16 protein-coding genes are annotated in these 18,310 nt (G+C 60.3%); 7 read left to right on the forward strand and 9 right to left on the reverse strand.

Annotated elements, in window-relative coordinates; all coding sequences use genetic code 11:
• Nucleotides 1–39 precede the first annotated feature (39 nt).
• Nucleotides 40–2,262, forward strand: coding sequence for a histidine kinase dimerization/phosphoacceptor domain -containing protein (locus JK202_RS07180; protein WP_211559627.1), 2,223 nt, complete (start codon nt 40–42; stop codon nt 2,260–2,262).
• 80 nt (nt 2,263–2,342) lie between these two features.
• Here the strand turns inward: JK202_RS07180 and purF are convergent, their stop codons facing one another.
• From purF to JK202_RS07195, 3 genes are read right to left on the reverse strand one after another with little or no spacing between them, the layout of a single operon-like run.
• Nucleotides 2,343–3,782 carry an amidophosphoribosyltransferase gene (gene purF, locus JK202_RS07185; RefSeq protein ID WP_211559629.1) on the reverse strand — a complete coding sequence of 480 codons (1,440 nt, stop codon included), beginning with the start codon at nt 3,780–3,782 and terminating at the stop codon, nt 2,343–2,345.
• 25 nt (nt 3,783–3,807) lie between these two features.
• Nucleotides 3,808–4,371, reverse strand: a complete 564-nt coding sequence (locus JK202_RS07190) for a CvpA family protein (RefSeq protein WP_211559631.1) — start codon at nt 4,369–4,371, stop codon at nt 3,808–3,810.
• A 1-nt stretch (nt 4,372) separates the two neighbouring features.
• Nucleotides 4,373–4,675 (reverse strand): hypothetical protein, encoded by a 303-nt coding sequence (locus JK202_RS07195; RefSeq protein WP_211559633.1) that lies wholly within the window; start codon nt 4,673–4,675, stop codon nt 4,373–4,375.
• Nucleotides 4,676–4,992: 317 nt separating this feature from the next.
• Between JK202_RS07195 and JK202_RS07200 the strand changes: the two genes are divergently transcribed.
• On the forward strand, nt 4,993–6,864 hold the full coding sequence (locus JK202_RS07200) for a Hint domain-containing protein (RefSeq protein WP_211559635.1): 1,872 nt from the start codon (nt 4,993–4,995) through the stop codon (nt 6,862–6,864).
• 107 nt (nt 6,865–6,971) lie between these two features.
• Here JK202_RS07200 and hemA read toward each other — a convergent pair whose 3' ends face one another.
• Together hemA and JK202_RS07210 are read right to left on the reverse strand one after the other, a co-directional pair.
• Nucleotides 6,972–8,189, reverse strand: coding sequence for a 5-aminolevulinate synthase (gene hemA, locus JK202_RS07205; protein ID WP_211559637.1), 1,218 nt, complete (start codon nt 8,187–8,189; stop codon nt 6,972–6,974).
• Entirely contained in the window at nt 8,186–9,145 is a 960-nt protein-coding gene (locus tag JK202_RS07210) for a LysR family transcriptional regulator (RefSeq protein ID WP_211559640.1), read from the reverse strand. Before JK202_RS07210 ends, hemA begins: the two co-directional genes overlap by 4 nt.
• Nucleotides 9,146–9,244: 99 nt before the next feature.
• Here JK202_RS07210 and JK202_RS07215 point away from each other — a divergent pair, with 99 nt between their 5' ends.
• Together JK202_RS07215 and JK202_RS07220 are read left to right on the forward strand one after the other, a co-directional pair.
• Nucleotides 9,245–9,949, forward strand: a complete 705-nt coding sequence (locus JK202_RS07215) for a pirin family protein (protein WP_211559642.1) — start codon at nt 9,245–9,247, stop codon at nt 9,947–9,949.
• Nucleotides 9,950–10,112: 163 nt separating this feature from the next.
• Nucleotides 10,113–10,511 carry a YidB family protein gene (locus tag JK202_RS07220; RefSeq protein WP_211559644.1) on the forward strand — a complete coding sequence of 133 codons (399 nt, stop codon included), beginning with the start codon at nt 10,113–10,115 and terminating at the stop codon, nt 10,509–10,511.
• Nucleotides 10,512–10,577: 66 nt separating this feature from the next.
• On the opposite strand, the gene JK202_RS07225 is transcribed toward JK202_RS07220, so the two are convergent.
• The gene (locus JK202_RS07225; protein ID WP_211559645.1) at nt 10,578–11,549 is read right to left on the reverse strand and encodes an EAL domain-containing protein; all 972 of its coding nucleotides are present in this window, start codon (nt 11,547–11,549) and stop codon (nt 10,578–10,580) included.
• Between the two features lie 303 nt (nt 11,550–11,852).
• Here JK202_RS07225 and JK202_RS07230 point away from each other — a divergent pair, with 303 nt between their 5' ends.
• Complete coding sequence (locus JK202_RS07230; RefSeq protein WP_211559647.1) at nt 11,853–13,136, forward strand: MFS transporter; 1,284 nt, start codon at nt 11,853–11,855, stop codon at nt 13,134–13,136.
• Here JK202_RS07230 and JK202_RS07235 read toward each other — a convergent pair.
• The 3 genes from JK202_RS07235 to JK202_RS07245 all read right to left on the reverse strand — a co-directional run bounded on the left by JK202_RS07235 (nt 13,133) and on the right by JK202_RS07245 (nt 16,012).
• On the reverse strand, nt 13,133–14,740 hold the full coding sequence (locus JK202_RS07235; RefSeq protein WP_211559649.1) for an NAD(P)/FAD-dependent oxidoreductase: 1,608 nt from the start codon (nt 14,738–14,740) through the stop codon (nt 13,133–13,135). The genes JK202_RS07230 and JK202_RS07235 overlap by 4 nt on opposite strands.
• Nucleotides 14,740–15,366: a TIGR00645 family protein gene (locus tag JK202_RS07240; protein WP_211559652.1), complete on the reverse strand. Its 627-nt coding sequence runs from the start codon at nt 15,364–15,366 to the stop codon at nt 14,740–14,742. Before JK202_RS07240 ends, JK202_RS07235 begins: the two co-directional genes overlap by 1 nt.
• A gap of 64 nt (nt 15,367–15,430) precedes the next feature.
• Nucleotides 15,431–16,012, reverse strand: coding sequence for a DJ-1/PfpI family protein (locus JK202_RS07245; RefSeq protein WP_211559654.1), 582 nt, complete (start codon nt 16,010–16,012; stop codon nt 15,431–15,433).
• A gap of 160 nt (nt 16,013–16,172) precedes the next feature.
• On the opposite strand from JK202_RS07245, the gene JK202_RS07250 reads away from it, so the two are divergent.
• Together JK202_RS07250 and JK202_RS07255 are read left to right on the forward strand one after the other, a co-directional pair.
• Nucleotides 16,173–17,222, forward strand: coding sequence for a cation diffusion facilitator family transporter (locus JK202_RS07250; RefSeq protein ID WP_211559656.1), 1,050 nt, complete (start codon nt 16,173–16,175; stop codon nt 17,220–17,222).
• Between the two features lie 9 nt (nt 17,223–17,231).
• Nucleotides 17,232–18,125 carry a cation diffusion facilitator family transporter gene (locus JK202_RS07255; protein WP_211559657.1) on the forward strand — a complete coding sequence of 298 codons (894 nt, stop codon included), beginning with the start codon at nt 17,232–17,234 and terminating at the stop codon, nt 18,123–18,125.
• Nucleotides 18,126–18,310: the final 185 nt, after the last annotated feature.

Consider the following 18,310-nt stretch of genomic DNA (forward strand, 5'->3'; position numbering starts at 1 on the left):
CCTGCGGACAGTCTCTCCCTCTGTCAGGCGGACCGCCGTTTGACGGTCCAGCGCACCGCCAGCTCGGAACCGAGCTACTCGCTGGACCATGCCGTCACGACATCCTGTGACCGCGAACCCATTCACCGCCCCGACGCCATCCAGCCTTACGGGCTGCTGCTGGTCGCCGACAGCACGACCCTGACGATCCTTGGTGGCGCTGGAGACATTGAAGGACGCCTGACCCCGAACTGGCTGGGGCGCTCCCTGTCGAGCGTTCTGGACGTTCCGACGGGCCGTCTGCATGACGAGAAACGCCCGTCCCTGTCCGATCTGCGGATTGCGGGGCTGAAGGGCGAAACTTTCAGCGTCCTGCGCCACGATCAGGACACGCATATCCTCGTCGAACTTGAACCGGTCGAGGCACACAACCTCCTCACCTGGGATATTTTCGGCGAAATCGACAATACGGCGGACCGCTTCGAGCGCTGCCCCGATACCGTCTCCGTCTGCCGTCAGGGCGCCGCAATCTTCCAGCGCCTTACGGGTTTTGACCGGGTTCTGGTCTATCGCTTCATGGAAGACGGCACCGGTCGCGTTGTCGGGGAAAGCCGCAATGACGCGTTCCCGTCCCTGATGAACCATCATTTCCCGGCCAGCGACATCCCCGCACAGGCCAGGGCGCTTTACCTGCGCAACCGCATCCGCGTCATCCCGGACATCACTTACGAGGCCGCCCCCATCCGCCCAGCGGAGGCCGGGCTGGCCGGGATCAATCTCAGCGACGTCCAGCTCAGAAGCGTCTCGCCGATCCATCTGCAGTACATGGCCAATATGGGAACGCGGGCCTCAGCCTCCGTCTCTCTGGTCGTGGATGGCGTCCTGTGGGGGCTGATCGCCTGCCACAATGCCACGCCACGCCGCCTGTCCGAGGATATTCGGGCGGCCTGCCGGACATTGGCTGGCGTCATGTCCCGCCAGTTGCGGAACAAGGAAGAACTGGTCACCTATCAGGAACGCCTGCGCCTTCGCAATGCGATGGAGTTCGTCACGTCCCATTTCGACGTGCGCCATCCCATCGAGAGCAATCTCCGCAGTTTCATGGGCGAGTTACAGGCCCTGTTTCCTTGCAACGGCTTTGCTGTCATCAGCGGCGAAAGCATTTCTGCAACCGACGTGCTTCCCGATACGGAAAACCTGCACAAGCTGCATGACTGGTTGAGAATGGGCACGAGCGGTGGGATTTTCACCAGCGCCATGCTCGGCAAGGACTACCCGCCCGCAGCCGAATGGCCGGAACGCTCGGCCGGAATCCTGGCCATCACGCTCCCGTTCCGCACACCGATGTGCCTTGTCTGGAGCCGTGTCGAAATCATCCAGACCATCGAGTGGGCTGGCAATCCGCACAAGGACGATGCGGACGGCGACGGCGTTCTGCGTCCGCGCACTTCTTTCAAGACCTGGGAACAGACCATCTGCGGACACAGCATGCGCTGGACCGGCGAGCAGAGACAGGCCGCCCGGCGCCTGCGACGCGTCCTGATCGCGGACTATCAGACGCAGCAGATGCGCGAACTCAACGCAACGCTGGCCGCCACTCTGGAAGAGCGCGAAAACCTGCTGCGTCAGAAGGATTTCCTGATTAGGGAAGTCAATCACCGCGTGCAGAACTCACTGCAGATGGTCGCGTCCTTCCTCAAGCTTCAGGCGCGCAGCGCCTCCAATGAGGAAACCACGACAGCCCTGACGGAAGCCCAGCACCGCATCGCCGCCATCGGCCTCGTACATCGCCGCCTCTACCGCGACGAGCATTTCGGGGTTGTGGATCTTGGTCGCTATCTTGAAGAACTGATGGAAGAGCTGTGCTCGTCACTGGGCGAAGACTGGCACGAACAGCTGCACCTTTCCCTTTTCCCGATCATGATTTCGGCAGACCGCGCCATCGACATTGGCCTGATCCTGACCGAACTCGTCATCAATGCCAGCAAATATGCCTATGACGGCAAGGCAGGCCCGCTGCATGTTGGCCTCACCCAGACCAGCGACCGTCTGGTCCTGACGGTCTCGGACCAGGGGGAATGCACGCCCCAGCTCAAGGGAACGGGCTTTGGAACCCGGATGATGAACGCCATCGTCAACAGTCTCACCGGCACACTGACCTACACCACCCTAACCCCGGGACTGGAAGCCGTCATGACCCTTCCGCTGGATTCCATCCTGCCTTCGGAAGCTGACGCCAACACCGAGGCTGCCCTGTCCCAGACGCCTTACCCATATCCCTGACCTCCCCGACACACGGACATGAAAAAGGCGCCAGACCTGAAGTCCGGCGCCTTTTTCATGTTCTGTTGGAAAATCCAGCCTTAAGCGACCAGATTCCCTTCCTTGTCCACCAGCTCGATCGGGTAATCCCCAGTGAAGCAGGCATCACAGTAACGGCGTGCACCCTCGGCCCGGTTGGCATGACCCAGTGCCCGATAGAGCCCATCAAAGGTGACAAAAGCCAGACTATCCGCCCCGATTGCCTGTGCCATTTCCTCAAGCGTATGCGTCGCCGCCATCAGCTTGCTCTCTTCCGGGGTGTCGATCCCATAGAAGCAGGCATGCTTCGTCGGGGGCGACGTGATGCGCATATGTACCTCCGTCGCCCCGGCGGCGCGCACCATGTCCACAATCTTGCGCGACGTCGTGCCACGAACGATCGAGTCATCCACCAGAATGACGCGCTTGCCCGCCAGAATGGGCCTGTTGGCAGAGTGCTTCATTTTCACACCGAGATTACGGATCTGATCCGTCGGCTCAATGAAGGTCCGGCCCACATAATGGTTGCGGATAATGCCAAGCTCGAACGGAATGCCGCTCTCAGCCGCATAGCCGATCGCCGATGGCACACCGGAATCCGGCACCGGCACGACAACATCGGCCTCAACCGCACTTTCCCGCGCCAGTTCGCAACCGATCTGCCGCCGCGCCTCATAGACCGGCTGACCTTCGAGCACGGAATCAGGCCGCGCAAAATAGATGTATTCGAAGACGCAGAACCGGCCGCCCTGATCCCCGAAAGGACGCAGCGAGCGCAGCCCGTCGTTATTGATGACAACGATTTCGCCCGGTTCGATATCGCGGACATAATCTGCCCCGATGATATCCAGCGCACAGGTCTCACTGGCCAGAACCCAGCCCCCATTGCCCTGCTCATAACCCGGCATCCGGCCGAGCACGAGCGGACGCACCCCCAGCGGGTCCCGCATACCGATCAGCCCGTCATCCGGAGTCAGCGTAATGAGCGAGTATGCACCCTTCACCTGCTTGACGGCATCAATGAAGCGATCGAGCACGGTCGTGTAGAGCGAAATCGCGATCAGATGGATGAAGACTTCCGTATCCGTCGAGGAATGGAAAATGCATCCACGCTTGACCAGCGCCTGCTTGAGCGTCGCGGAGTTGGTCAGGTTGCCGTTATGCGCCACGGCCAGGCCGCCAAACTCGTAATCGGCATAAAGCGGCTGCACGTTGCGGACATGGGTCCCGCCCGTCGTGGCATAGCGGTTGTGACCGATGGCCACTGTGCCGGGCAGCGTCGCCATAACGCGGCTGTCGCCGAACACGTCGCCAACCAGCCCCAGACCCTTGTGCTGGTGGAACCGTTCGCCATCGAAGCTGACGATACCGGCGGCTTCCTGGCCACGATGCTGCAGGGCATGCAGCCCCAGAGCCGTCAGGGCGGACGCATCAGGCACACCCCAGACGCCAAAAACCCCGCATTCTTCATAGGGGCGGTTGAGACTGTCGGACTGGGTCATGCGGCGCGGCCTTTCCGGACTGGTTTCACAAGGACGCCTCATGGCCGCTTGTGAACGGAGACGCAAGATGCGGTTGCAGGAAATGAGGCAGATAACCTGTCAGATGAGTGGCTCCAGCGGCAATGTACGGGCCGATGAGGCTTCCCTGCATCACATAGGTCATCCAGGAGCCGAAAAAAGAGCCCGCCAGCAGATAAAGTACGATCAGCGCCACATAACCGCGCGCCAGACCGAAGACGGCACCCAGAATACGATCCACGCCCCCAAACAGGACGCCACGGGCCGCTGCGCCAACCCGTGCACCCAGCATGGTGAATACGAGCAGAACGATAACAAACAGAATCGCCGTGCTGGCACTGCCCGCAAGCGCACTCTGATGCAGGTAGGGCTCCAGATACGGCTCGAGCAACCCGTGGAACCGGTATGTCAGGACGATCGCGCCAACCCAGGCCAGAAGCCCGGCCAGTTCGGTCGCGAAACCGCGGGTCAGCCCCCACAATGCCGAAAGCCCCATGATCATCAGGGCGACAATGTCGAGGCGGCTCAGATCGGCTAACGTAATATGAGACAGGTCTGGCAAGGGCGGCATGTCACGGCAGCTTCGTGGAGCGAAAACGGCCCCCCTTGTAGGGACGGATGCCACTGGCACGCAACTCGTCTGCAAGCCGGATGCGCTCATCGATTTCCGCCCAGACCAATGCGGCATCGACATCACGCGCCTTGAGAATTCTTTCTAGAAACACAATAAACGCCGCACTGTCCCGGACAAGCGCTGGACGGTCATTGAGCATGACATCAAGAACACAGGCCGCCCCCGAAACACCCAGTCTCTGGGACAGCTTCGTTACTTTCCGATTCTTACGGAAGGGAACTGATTTTTCCTGTGATGCCATCGCAGCATGATGGGCGGAAGACTATTGTCAGGCAACCCGCTCCCCGCTTTTTCCTGGAACCGCAGAGCGTTGCCTTCGCCAAAAAAGATCCGGATTCGATCCGAATCAGACCGCCAGTAATGTGCCAGACATCTTTTCAAGCCATTGAAAAGAATGGGATTAATAATGTGTCATTGATGTTTCCATTTTTAAAACCGGAATGTTCTTGCACCAGAGTTATCTAATAATTAACTCTCAGCTGAGACAGCACATCAGGTTGTGGAACACCTCCCCCGTCCCCGGTGGAATGGCCCCTGACCTCATCAGGATTTCAAGAAATGACAAACTACTGGGTTGGCGGCGCAACCGGTGACTGGTTCACCGCGGCAAACTGGAGCAAGAACACGGTTCCCCAGAACGTTGGATATGACGACGTTGTGGCGGGCACTTCCGATGGGAAGACAGCGGTCACGATCAATGACTCACAGGCAAGCGCAACGCAGATCGGTACACTGACGGTCAGCTCCAATGCGACCCTCAATGTTACGGCCACGACCTCCGATGCCACCGCCACGGTTTTCAAAACCAACCAGCTGACGGTCAATCAGGGCGGGACGATGAACATCGCAACGTCCAACGCCGTGGACCTTGGCGGCAACACGTCCGTCAACGGCACCCTGCAGATCAGCGGCAATCCGACCATCTCGATCAACAGCCGCAGTGTTAGCGGCACTGGGACCCTGATCCTGGACGGAACCACGCTGGGAAGCGCGAACGCGCAGTTCCAGATGGGCTCATCCCTGACGACGGTCCTGCAGAACGGGGCTTCGCTGTACGTGAATAATGCGACGGCAGGCGGCAAGATCGTGTTTGGCCGCGACGCCGTAAACGGTGCCCACAGCCAGCTTGTTTTTGCGGATTACCAGCAGACGGTCACGACACCGATTACGGGATATGATTCCGCTTCCGTCATCACGGTCCAGAGCGGTCAGTACAAACCCGTAAGCGCTGCTTTCACGGATAACGGTAACGGGACCTATACCCTGACAATCGTCAGCAGCCCGGCTGGCAACAACATTACGCTTACGAAAGTCTCTTTTGGTCCAAACTCGGGCCCCGGAACTCCGAAGATCGTCACGAACGCCGACGGAAGCTGGAGCGTCGTCAGCGGTGCAACCGGCTCCAACGGGCTGATCTGCTATCTTGCCGGAACGATGATCCTGACGCCCGAGGGCGAACGCGCCATCGAGACCCTCGCGGCTGGCGATCAGGTCACGGTTTGCGAAGACGGCGCAACGCGCATCCAGACGATCCTGCGCGTTGGTCACGCCCATGCATCAACCGGGTCCACCGGTCATGCAGATCTGGACGCCGTGCCCGTCCGCATCCGCGCCGGCGCTCTGGCCGACGGCATTCCTAGCCGTGACCTGCTGGTGACACCCGAGCACTGCATGATGCTCGAAAACAGCTTCGTTCCAGTCCGGATGCTCGTCAACGGCATGACGATTGCCTATGACCACTCCATCACTTCATACGATTACTACCATGTTGAGACTGAACAGCATTCGGTTCTGGTGGCGAACGGTGCGCTGTCTGAGAGCTTCATGGATGTCGGTCATCGCTCTGATGCCCTGATACAGGACAGCCAGGTCGCCCGCCTTCATGCCCTGAGCTGGGAACAGGACGCTGCGGTACCGCTGATCACGGACCGGTCCCATGTCGAGCCGCTGTTCGCTGCGCTTGCACTGCGTGCGAAAATGCTTGGCTACGCCCAGCCAAAAAGCAGCCCGTCGACAGGCAATGCAAACGAGACTCACCTTGTTCTGGAAGATGGTACGGCTCTGCGCCCCATCCGGGTCAGTGGCGAACAGTTCGTCTTCATGCTTCCCGAAGGCTGCCAGAGCGTCCGCATTCTCAGTCCGGCAGCCCGTCCGGCTGACCAGATCGGTCCGTTCGTTGACGACCGCCGGACACTCGGCGTTCTTGTCGGCAACGCTACGATCTGGAGCGGAGAGCAGACCCACCATCTCTCCAGCCACCTTTCAGACCCCTACGCCGATGGCTGGTGGAGCATTGAAAGCAGCCATGCCCGTTGGACAGGCGGCAATGCGCGTCTGGAACTTGGCCGCACACTGAAGACGTCCGGGGGCATTCTCAGCGTTCAGATCCTTTCACAGAACGTAGAGGCTGAGGCGCAGGTTGCAGCCTGAGCCATTGAGCTGACATGAAAAAAGGCAGACCCTGAAAAGGTCTGCCTTTTTTTTGCGCGATCACCAGAAACAATCCGGGAAGACCGCTGTCGAACCTTCCCGGCCGCTCAGGCAGCGACGGATTTCGACGTCTTGAGCTGACGCTCCTGCCACAACGTTGCCAGAGCTTCGACCAGTTCGTCGATCATCTCGTTCGTGTGCAGAGGTGTCGGCGTAATGCGCAGACGCTCCGTGCCACGCGGGACAGTCGGGAAGTTGATCGGTTGGATGTAATTACCGAAGCGGTTCAGCAGTTCATCCGACAGGCTGCGGCACAGTTCAGCCTCGCCCACCATGACCGGAACGATATGGCTCGGGTTCATGACATGCGGAAGACCGGCCTTGTCCAGAGCCTGACGCAGATAGGCCACGGCCCGCTGCTGGCCCTCACGCTCGGCACTGCTGTTGCGCAGATAACGCACGCTGGCCAGAGCGCCGGCTGCAATCATCGGCGGAAGGGCCGTTGAGAAGATAAACCCGGAACCGAAAGACCGGACAAAATCGCACAGCGCAGTGGATGCAGCAATATAGCCACCCACAACGCCATACCCCTTGCCCAGCGTGCCCTCGATGACCGTCAGACGATGGGACAGGCCCAGCTTCTCAGCCACCCCTGCACCATGATCCCCATACATGCCGACTGCATGAACCTCATCAAGATAGGTCATGGCACCATATTTGTCGGCCAGATCACAGAACGCTTCAATCGGTGCGATATCACCGTCCATCGAATAGACAGACTCGAAAGCGATGATCTTCGGAACATCCGCCGGAAGCTCCTTCAGACGACGCTCCAGATCCTCGACATCATTATGACGGAAGATCTGCTTCTCGGCGCGGGAGTGACGGATACCCTCGATCATGGACGCATGATTGAGCTCGTCGGAGAGCACAACGCAGTTGCGCAGACGCCCTGCGATCGTCCCAAGCGTCACCCAGTTCGACAGGTAACCGGAATTGAAAAGCAGCGCGCTTTCCTTGCCATGCAAGGAAGCGAGCTCCTTTTCCAGTTCCACATGATAGTGGTTGGTGCCTGAAATATTGCGGGTTCCACCTGCCCCGGCACCTGTCTCGTCCAGTGCTGCGTGCATGGCGGTCAGAACTTCGGGGTGCTGCCCCATGCCGAGATAGTCGTTGGAGCACCAGACCGTGACATCACGGCCCAGGCCATGATGGAATGCCCTGGGGAAATTTCCGGCCCGGCGCTCCAGATCCGCAAAGTAACGGTAGCTGCCATCCGCATGCAGACCGTCAAGAGCGGACTGAAACATCGCATCATAGTTCATCGCGTTTTCTCCTGCGCGGCACTGTAATCCTGTGACACGATCTCGCCAAGCACTCTCTCCAGATACGCCAGCAGAACCCGCAGCCGTGCCGACATCTGCGTCCGCGTTGCCCCGCATCCCGTGACAATGAACCAGACCGACAGATCAGTCCCCGTCCATCCCGGCAGCACTTCCACCACCTGTCCACTCTCCAGGTCCGGACGGAGCATGAAATCGGGCAGCAGTGCAATTCCCAGACCCGCGCGAATAGCAGGCAGGAGCATATCTCCACTATTGGCGTTCACAAGCCCCTTCAGCCTGACAGCAGTCTGACGTCCATCTTCGTGTTTCAGACGAAAAAAATCCGGCACGGATGCATTGGCATAAAGCAGCCCGGGCTGCCCCGTCAGGTCTTCAGGACTATCGATATGCGTCAGCCCCTGACGAAACTGCTCCGAACATACTAGCCGCGTCACAGACCGGCACAGCAGAAATGCCTGTCCGGGCACCGCCGGCCGCAGCAGACCAGACGTGATCCGGACCGCCGCCTCGAAACGGCCGCCCAGCAGATCCACCACACCGTCATCCAGATCCATTTCCAGCGTAATGTCGGGATAACGCTTCAGAAATCCGGGCAAAGCCGGGCCGAGTATCTCCCGGCCGAATGTCATTGGAGCCGCAAGCCGGATCAAACCACGCGGCGTCGCGGTCCCCTCACGCAGCTCGGCTTCCAGCCCTTCACCTTCTGACAGGATCCGCCGGGCACGCTCAAGACATTCGGTACCTTCGGCTGTCAGCGAGAGATGACGCGCACTTCTCTGAAACAGCGTTGTCCCGAGCCGATGCTCAAGACGTCCCATAACCTTGGAAACAGTCGGGGCCGCCAGACCGAGAGAGCGTGCGGCAGCGGCAAAGGATCCGCTTTCTGCGACCCGCGCAAAAACGGCCCAGCCTTCAAGATCGGGCAGCCCGGTCATGCCGTTTCTGGAAACTTCACATTTCCATCCTTTCCGTTTTCTTCATAACTTCCATACCCCATTATCTCTGCCAAGACATCAACTCAGGAGCATGGTTCCATGCTGGACATCAGACCCTTTGCGACCCTCGGTCACGCCGACCATGGCTGGCTCGACGCCCGTTATCACTTCTCTTTTTCGGATTATCACAACCGCAACCGCATGCACTGGGGGCGCCTGCGCGTCTGGAATGATGACCGGATCGCCCCCCATAATGGCTTTGGCGCGCATCCGCATCGCGACATGGAAATCATAACCTATGTCCGCACCGGTGCCATTACGCATGAAGACAGTCTGGGTAATCGCGGCCGAACCGAAGCAGGCGATGTGCAGGTCATGTCAGCCGGAAGTGGCATCATCCATTCCGAATTCAACCGGGATGACGAGGCCACAACCCTGTTTCAGATCTGGCTGATCCCGGACGCGACAGGAGGCACGCCGTCCTGGGGTACACGCCCTTTCCCGCGCCATGAGCGCAATGGGCGGTTCGTGCCCCTCGCATCCGGTTTCCCCGAAGACAACGCCCTGCTCATCCGAACCCGCGGACGGGTGCTCGGAGCGACCCTCAAGGCCGGAGAAACACTGACCTATGAGACGGATCGCAGCATGTTTTCCTATCTGGTCCCCGCCACCGGCAGCGTGCAAATCGACGGACGGACTGTCGGGCACAGAGACGGTGCAGCGCTCCATGACGTAGAGAGCTTCACGATTACCGCGCTGGAAGATGCGGAAATCGTTCTCGTGGAAAGTACTGCACTGAGCTGACACGAACCATGATCGGAATTGTGACAACACCCGGAACTCCTGTGACAAACCACACAGAAAGGTGTTGCCACGTTCCGGCAGCTTTGGTCCGGAACCGGCGTTGTGGATGAAGGGCCACCAGCCCGGCAAAGGCCCGTTTTCTCCTCACAGAGGGAGCCTGAAAATGACCATCCAGAACACGTTCACAACCAAGTCCCCGGTATCCGGCAAGGGCCAGACCGAAGCCCAGGCTGCAACATCCATTTTCACCCGTTTCGGTGACTGGCTGAGCGGTGCGAGCACGGATCGATCAGGGCTTACGGAAGTCACCATCAAGATGATGAAGGATGACTGTCAGCTCGCCACAACGATCAGTGAAATCCGCAATCCTCCCTCCATGCCGCTTTCACCGGAACAGGTCGAGGATCTTATGGGAGAGAGGCGGCTGAATTTTATCTGTGACCAGACCGGCCAATCTCCCGAAGCCGTGGAAACTGCACTGACTGAGGTTCTCCCGATGCTTGCATCAATGCTTCGGGAAAATCCGGAACGCCTTTTCAGTTATCAGTGCAAGATCAACTGAACGCCCGTATCCTGTGTCGAGAGGGGCAGGCCGTGTCCTGCCCCTTGAATAGCTATGAAGGTCTCCTCAGAGCCCCTCCGCCGTTCTTGCCATGCGTCGACGACGCGGCCGCCCCGCAGTTTCCTCGAAACGTTCGCTGATCTGGGCTGTCGTCTCAGGTGCAGCAAGAACTGTACCTGACGCTTCGACACACCCAACTTTTTGCACAAACGCAAGAAGGTCGGGAAGGTCCACGCCCACACCGCGAACCTTAAGACCCAGCGCTTTCACGGCTTCCAGAGCGGCCCTGTAAAAGCCAATGGCCTTTTCATCCAGCAGCGGGGGATCTCCTGACTGTTGCCAGGTCATGCCCGAAGGCGCGAGCAGGGAAGCGTCAAACTGAACACCATCCAGCAATCCTCCTACAGCACGTTCTCTCAGCAGACTCAGGCTGGAAGGAGCGCTACCAAATCCACCAAGAAAAATCTGACATCCCTGATCGCGCAATGCAGAGAGCGTGTAACAGGTCTCCTTGTCGTCCTGTGCCAGGCCACTTTCCTGGAACACGAGATCAAGCCGACTGACCGGAAATCCACTTTCCTTCAGAACAGCATTCAGCCGTCCATTGAAGTCTCCGTCGGGGGCCTGATCATCTTCCAGGGAAACCATGAGACGCATGCCGTCTGGCCACGTCGCAGCCTGCGAGCAAGCGTTTCCCAGCAGATCCGAATCAAACTCCCGCTGCTGCTGGCCAAGACTTTTGCGCCGGCTCTTGCGCAGTGTCCGCCGTGGAACTGAGAGCCAGAGCTGGCTCATATCCACCTGCGCCCCGATCACCTTGTCCGTTCCGCTGCGCCCAACCACGAAACGCGGCAGCCATCGCAAAGGGGGAAGCGCACTTTTCTGGCGCGCCCTTCGGCTTCGCAACGTCGTGGCAAACATTCCTGCGCTGGACGCAGTCATGGGTAAGGCATGGCCGGTTTTGCCTGTTGGCAGTTCGGACAGTCCATCTGCCATGACTGTCCGGCCGGCATGCAGGTCCTGAGGGGCTGCCGGCACCGAAGTCGCTCCCTGTCCTAGATCATCCAATGCGGACACCTCCGTTCTTCATGTCCGGGACAATGCCGCTCAACAGCCTAATTTTTCCTTAATGCCGCGGGGGTTTGTCGTGCGATTTGAACATGAAACACCCTTGCATACCCGTACCGCCTATCCAGTCCTCCACACCGGTCTGACCACTCCAAACTCTTCGTTCGATCAATCCGGACAAAGCTGTTACGGTTTCCCGTCCGGACGTTCTTCCGGGCCTGTGACACCCCTTCGGCGCGGGTTCTCTCCGCTGCCGGGACAGGACCATTCTGCATGACGGATGCCACGACCCGCTCCGCCGTACCTTCCTCTTCCAAAGGCTCGCTACATGCCCTCCTGCCCTACTGGCAGGTCACTTTTGCGTCTTTTCTGGGTTGGTTTCTGGACGCCTTTGACCAGACGACCCTTATGTTCACCCTCCCCGACATCGCTCACGATTTCGGATGCACGATCGCTGATCTGGGGGCTGTGCTGATGGGGCAGTCCATCGGACGCGCAGTCGGCAATACCGGCTGGGGATGGCTTGCTGACCGCTATGGCCGCAAGCCTGCTTTCATGCTCGGCGTGGTGTGGTTTGCGGTCTTTTCCGCGCTAACCGGCCTCTCCCATCACTTTTATGTGCTCATGGCCGTGCAGTTCATGTTCGGAATCGGCTTTGGCGGTGAATGGACCGCTTCGGCCGCTCTTCTGATGGAAAGCGTGCCCGCCTGGACACGCCCCATGGCCTCCGCACTCATGATGTCGGGCTATGAAGTCGGCTATTTTGTCGCGGCTGGGGTGCAGGCGCTGATCCTGCCGCATTATGGATGGCGCGTGCTGTTCTTCATCGGCCTCGCACCCGCGGCTCTCGCCCTGTTCATCCGGATCGGCGTGCCTGAGAGCCCCGTCTGGCTTCGCAATCGCGAATCGCGTCTGGCGCAGGGACAGAAGGAACATGTGCCGCCACAGCTGCGTCCGAAATTCCGCCTGACGGGCGCGGCCTTTCAGGCCATCGCCTTCATGAGCTTTCTCGAATTCCAGAAGGCCGCGATCTACACCTACTACCCGACGATCCTGCGCGGCAGCCACCATCTGACGCAGCAGGCGGTCTTCTGGCCCGTCACGCTCTACTGCCTCGGATCGTTTGGCGGGAAGGTTTTCTGCGGCTGGCTGGCGGAGCGTTTCGGGGAAGTCCGCGTGATGCTGAGCGCGCTGGTCGTCGTGATGCTGACGATATGGCCGTTCCTGAGCGCGCCCGGCTGGAACATGCTTCTGGCCGCGGCCTTCGTCATGGGCGCTGCGGCCTCAGGGATTTTCGCACTTGTCCCGCATTATCTGGCACAGCGCTTCCCGTCCGACACCCGAAGCTTCGGCATGGGACTGGGCTATGCCTTGGGCTCCATCGGACAGGGCATGGCGCAGAAGCTCGTGCCCATGTTCGGCCCGACCATCCTGACCCTGCCGCTGTCTGCCGAGATTTTCGTTCTGGGCACCAGTCTGGTGACGGGTGCCATTGCCCTCATCCGTCCGAAAGAACTTCCGGGCGAGCATATGGAAGGTGACGAGACGGCCTCTTAAAGAGAGGCCGCCAGCCACTCCGCCGCCCGGATGCCATCGATCCCGGCGGAGAGGATGCCCCCCGCATATCCTGCGCCCTCACCCGCCGGGAACAGGCCACGCAGCGTCGGGCTCTGGCCGTCACGGTCCCGGCGCAGACGGATGGGAGACGACGTCCGCGTCTCCACACCCGTCATGACCGCGTCTTCCATGGAGAACCCACGCAGCTTGCGTTCGAACTGCGGCAGGGCCTCGCGGATGGCATCCGTTACGAAAGCCGGCAGACACTGCGTCAGATCCGTCGGCGTCACACCCGGCTGATAGGACGGCACGACCTCACCCAGCGATGTAGACGGACGCCCTGCCAAGAAATCCCCAACCCGCTGGGCCGGTGCATTATAGTTGCTGCCCCCAGCGACGAATGCCGCTTTTTCCCATATCCGCTGAAAAGCCATGCCCCCCAATACGTCGTCCGGGAAATCCAGTTCAGGCTTCACCTCAACAACGATGCCACTATTGGCATTGCGCTCGGCGCGCGAATACTGGCTCATTCCGTTGGTGACGACCTGCCCTTCCTCGGATGTGGCCGCCACGACCTGCCCTCCCGGGCACATGCAGAACGAATAGACCGCCCGGCCATTCGACGCGTGATGAACGAGCTTGTAGTCCGCCGCCCCCAGCATCTCGTGCCCGGCGCTGGCCCCGAAACGGGCCACATCGATCACCGATTGCGGATGCTCGATCCGTACGCCGATGGAGAACGGCTTGGCGTCCATTTCCACCTGCGCTTCACGCAGCATTTCAAACGTATCGCGCGCCGAGTGCCCGACGGCCAGAATGACACGTTCTGCTGGCAGCGTTTCACCATTGGATAGGCGCAGGCCGCTTAGACGGCGCTCTGTACCCTCGCCTTCCATCTCAAAACCCTCAACGCGGGTCTCAAAGCGGTACTCGCCCCCAAGACGCTCGATTTCGGCCCGGATAAACATGACCATCGTGACCAGACGGAACGTCCCGATATGCGGCTTGGAGATGGTCAGGATTTCTTCCGGAGCCCCGGCCCGCACAAACTCTTCCAGAACATGTCGTCCCAGATGCCGGGAGTCCGACACGCCGGAATAGAGCTTCCCATCCGAGAAGGTCCCGGCCCCGCCTTCGCCGAACTGCACATTGCTCTCAGGCGTCAGGACGGATTTGCGCCACAGGGCAAACGTATCGACCGTCCGCGCTTTCACGTCCTTGCCGCGCTCGATGATGATGGGTTTCAGACCAGCCTGCGCCAACGTGAGCGCCGCCATGATCCCGCAGGGTCCGGCCCCGATCACAACAGGGCGTGACATCCCCTCCAGCAGCGTCGCTTCAGGCAGATGATAGGTCGTGTCCGGTGTCGGACGCATATGCTGGTCCTGCGCATGAGCCGCGAGAACCGCATCCTCATCCGCAACATCACAATCCACATTATAGACCATCACGATATGGCCGCGCTTGCGGGCATCATACCCGCGACGCGCCACGCTCAGGCTTTTCAGGTCTTCAGAAGCAATGTTCAGACGTGCACGCACGGCTTCGCGCAGCGCCTCCGCAGGATGACCCAGCGGCAGGCGCAGTTCGGTAATACGAATCATCAGTGGTGTCCGTCCCCTGACGTGTCTGCTGCTTTGGAGACGGGCGGGGCTGGATCAGCGTGATGCGTGTCGGGCGAGCCTTCCATGATCCGGTCCATGATGGCCATCAGCACACCGGAGACGACGAAGGCGAGATGAATGCCCACGCTCCATTCCAGAGCGCGCGTCGAGGTCTCGTCTACCCGGATGAAGTCCGCCAGCACATGGATCGCGGACATCGCCACGATCGAGGCCATCAGCTTGATCTTGATGTCCCCGAACGTGACATGGCCGATCCAGCTCGGATAATCTTCATGCGTGCGGATATCGAGGCGCGAGACGAAGTTTTCGTAGCCCGAGAACATGACAATCAGCAACAGATTGGCCAGCAGGACCAGATCAATCAGGTCCAGCACGCCAACGAACACGTCGTCAAAATCCAGACCCGTCGCCTTCAGCACCAGCCCGATAAGCTGCTGGAAGAACTTGAACGCCACCAGCAGCAGCCCGACCGTCAGGCCGAAATAGAGCGGCGCGGCGATCCAGCGCGTGGCAAAGAATGCACGCTCCATAAAGCCTTCCGCACGGCCGAAACTGCCGGTGCGTCGCTTGGACTGAGGGTCGGGAGAAGGAGAGGAAGTCGTCATGCTTCCTCTCTACGATTTCAGGCCGCGTTTCGCCACAGTGTTGTGAACGCCGGGCGCAAATCCCTTACGGCGTGATCTGCGTGCCCAGCACCTTGAGGAACTGCCCGATCCAGGCCGGATGCGCAGGCCATGCCGGGCCCGTCACGAACTGCCCGTCCGTCACCGCCCCATCCATCGGAACGGACTGGTACTCGGCACCGGCGAGCAGCACTTCTGCACGACAGGCCGGATAGGCCGAAATCTTCTTACCCTTGATGACACCTGCGGCCGCCAGAAGCTGCGGGCCGTGGCACACGGCCGCCACCGGCTTGCCGCTCTCGACAAAAGCCCGAACCAGATCCAGCACGCTCTCGTCGGTGCTGAGCTGTTCTGGCGCACGTCCGCCCGGAATGACCAGCGCGCCATAGGCATCGGCCGTCACGCCCGCATAGGTCGCATTCAGCGTGAAATTATGGCCGCGCTTTTCGGTGTAGGTCTGATGGCCCTCGAAGTCATGAATGGCCGTGGCGACCTGTTCCCCGGCTTTCTTGCCCGGTGACACCACATCCACCTTGTGCCCGACCAGAAGCAGCATCTGGAACGGCACCATGATTTCGTAGTCCTCCACGAAATCACCTGCGATCATGAGAATACGCTTTTCAGCCATCGTCTCTTTATCCTTCTTCGTGTTCACGCTCCTGACGCATCAGGAGCGTTGCCGTTCATATCAGTCACGACACCATGCCATGCACGGTTCGGCAATAGATATGGGATGGTCGGGCGACATGCAGTAAGGTCGTGCTTCAATTCTCACAGCACTGGCCTCCATGACCTCAGATCCCCATCACGACTGCGCCTGCGATCACGATCATCATGATGCGTCCGTTCCCCATGAGCATCACGCGCATGACCATGCGGATCACGATCATGGCGACCATGACCACGATCATTGCGACGGGCACAGTCATGGGTTCGGATTCGGGCACCATCACGTTCATGCCCCCGCCAGCTTCGGCATGGCCTTCGCCATCGGCATTACCCTGAACACGGCCTATGTGGCGGGTGAGGCCCTGTGGGGCGTCTGGGCGCACTCGGTCTCCCTGCTGGCCGATGCCGGACACAACCTGTCCGACGTGCTCGGCCTCGCCGGGGCCTGGCTGGCGCAGGTTCTGGCGACACGTCCGTCCAGCGTCCGCTTCACCTATGGCCTGCGTCGCTCAACGATCCTTTCCGCGCTCGCAAACGCCATGATCCTGCTGCTCGTGACCGGCGGCATCGTCTGGGAATCCGTCCTGCGCCTGTTTTCCCACCAGAACGTGCAGGGCGAGATCATCAGTTGGGTCGCGCTGGTTGGGATCGCCGTCAACGCCGTGACGGCCCTGCTCTTCATGAAAGGCGCGTCCAGCGATCTCAACATCCGGGGTGCCTTCCTGCACATGGCGGCCGATGCGGTCATGGCATTTTCGGTCGTCATCGCCGGGCTGCTGATCTCGTTCACGGGCTACACGATCATCGATCCGATCATGAGCCTGATCGTGTCGGTTTCCATCGTGATCGGGACATGGTCTCTGCTGCGGAGCTCGCTGGATCTGGCGCTTGATGCGGTGCCGGCGGGGATCGATCCTGACGCCGTGCAGAGTGCCCTTCTGTCGCTCGATGGCGTGTCCGGACTGCATCATCTGCACATCTGGGCCATGAGCACGACCGAGACCGCGCTGACCGTCCATCTCGTCTGCGATCCGACGAAACCCGTCAGCACGGATCTGGTCATCGCACGCGCAGCAGACCTCGTCCGGACGCGTTTTGACATCGCCCATCCCACTTTTCAGCTTGAAACACAGCCCTCGGTCTGCGACACGCACCAGCCCTGCTGCTGAGGACCTGTCATGACATCCACCCGCATCAAGGTCGCCCGCGGCTCCATCGCGTTGAGTGTGGTGGTGCTGGCCATCAAATATGCCGCCTATCTGGTCTCAGGGTCGGAAGCCCTGCTTTCAGATGCCATCGAGACCATCCTGAATGTCGTCGCAGCCGTCGGCATGCTCTGGGCCATGTCCGTCGCGGCCCTGCCCGCCGATGACAACCATCCCTACGGTCACGGCAAGGCGGAATATCTTTCCGCCGTTATCGAAGGCGTTCTGGTCGTCCTTACGGCCATCGGCATTCTGGTCATCGCCATCCATGACTGGCGCCATCCCGAGCCGGTCAATGCGCCCTTCTATGGCGTGGCGCTCAATGCGCTGGCCGGGCTGGTCAATCTGGCCTGGGGCCGCATTCTGATCACGGTGGGGCGCAAGCAGTCGTCGCAGGCGCTTCAGGCGGCAGGCGAGCACGTCGTCTCGGACGTCTGGGCCACAGTGGCGCTCGTGATCGGTGTCTCGCTGATCCCGTTGCTCAAATGGGACCGTCTCGACGCCGTGCTGTCCGCACTGGTCGCGATCAACGTTATGCGCGCGGGCTTCTCCATGATGAAGCACTCCCTGTCCGGCCTGATGGACGAAGCCCCCTCGCCGGAGCAGATGGACGCAGTCAAGGCCGTCATCTCCGAGAGCGCCACCGGTGCCCTCGAAGCCCATGACCTGCGCATCCGCAAGGTGGGCGCGCTGTCCTTCGTGGAATTCCACCTCGTGGTCCCGAGCGCGCTGACGGTTCATGACGCCCATGAGATCTGCGACCAGATCGAGGCCGCCATCCGCTCCGAACTCGGCCGTGCCTCCATCCACATCCATGTCGAACCTGAAGACAAGGCCAAGCATTCCGGCGCGCTCGTCCTGAGCTGATCGTAAATGAGGAAAATTCGCACCAGACTGTGCGGTTTATGACACAGCCCGGGACGGATTCCGTCGTATGCGGCCCGCGCTCCGAGAACCCTTGACCCCTCTCCCGCGTTGATGGCAGGTGCAGGAGGTCAGCGCACGGGCCTGAACCGGGCGTATCTTCCACAGCCCGACCCTACCTCCCGGAC

Origin of the sequence: Gluconobacter sp. Dm-62 (genome assembly GCF_018256155.1) — a bacterium.
Taxonomy (GTDB): domain Bacteria; phylum Pseudomonadota; class Alphaproteobacteria; order Acetobacterales; family Acetobacteraceae; genus Gluconobacter.